The following is a 716-nucleotide window of genomic DNA, read 5'->3' as shown; positions in this document are numbered from 1 at the left end:
CAGGCTATCTAACTTAAACCTTGTAGAAGTCTCTATACCACTCAACAAAGTTCGCAACACCCTCTTCTAAGGGCGTTGACGGCTTGTAATCAACATCTTTGATTAATGCATCGACATTGGCGTAGGTTGCAAGTACATCACCCGGCTGCATTGGAAGAAGATTTTTCTCTGCTTTCTTACCAACGTTTTCTTCGATCAACTCTATATAACGGAGCAATTCACATGGATTATTGCTACCAATGTTATAGATGCGATAAGGCGCTCTAGATGTGGCTGAATCAGGATCTACTCCAGACCAATCGGGATTTGAAGCAGCAGTATTGTCTAAGGTACGAATAACGCCCTCGACAATATCGTCAATATAGGTGAAGTCACGCTGATGCTTACCATAATTAAATACGTCGATAGGTTTCCCTTCGATAATATTCTTAGTAAACATAAACAAGGCCATGTCAGGTCGTCCCCAAGGGCCATATACCGTGAAAAACCGTAAGCCAGTCGTCGGCAATCCGAACAAGTGACTATACGTGTGTGCCATCAATTCATTCGACTTCTTAGACGCAGCATACAGGCTTACTGGATGGTCGACATTGTCATGCACAGAAAACGGCATACTTTCATTAGCACCATATACGGAACTACTTGATGCATAAACAAGATGCTCAACTTCGTGATGACGACAACCTTCAAGAATATTCGTGAATCCAACGATATTC

The 716-nt window shown here is 42.5% G+C and carries 1 protein-coding gene; it reads right to left on the bottom strand.

The annotated features are described in order from the left end of the window. Window positions 1–13: 13 nt before the first annotated feature. Window positions 14–716: NAD-dependent epimerase/dehydratase family protein (locus A3738_RS02770; RefSeq protein ID WP_068763333.1), on the bottom strand; the 703-nt coding region annotated here is incomplete at its 5' end.

The sequence above is a fragment of the Oleiphilus sp. HI0066 genome, assembly GCF_001635725.1.
The sequence above is the reverse complement of the archived record's forward strand: the minus strand, read 5'-3'. Positions and strand labels throughout refer to the sequence as shown.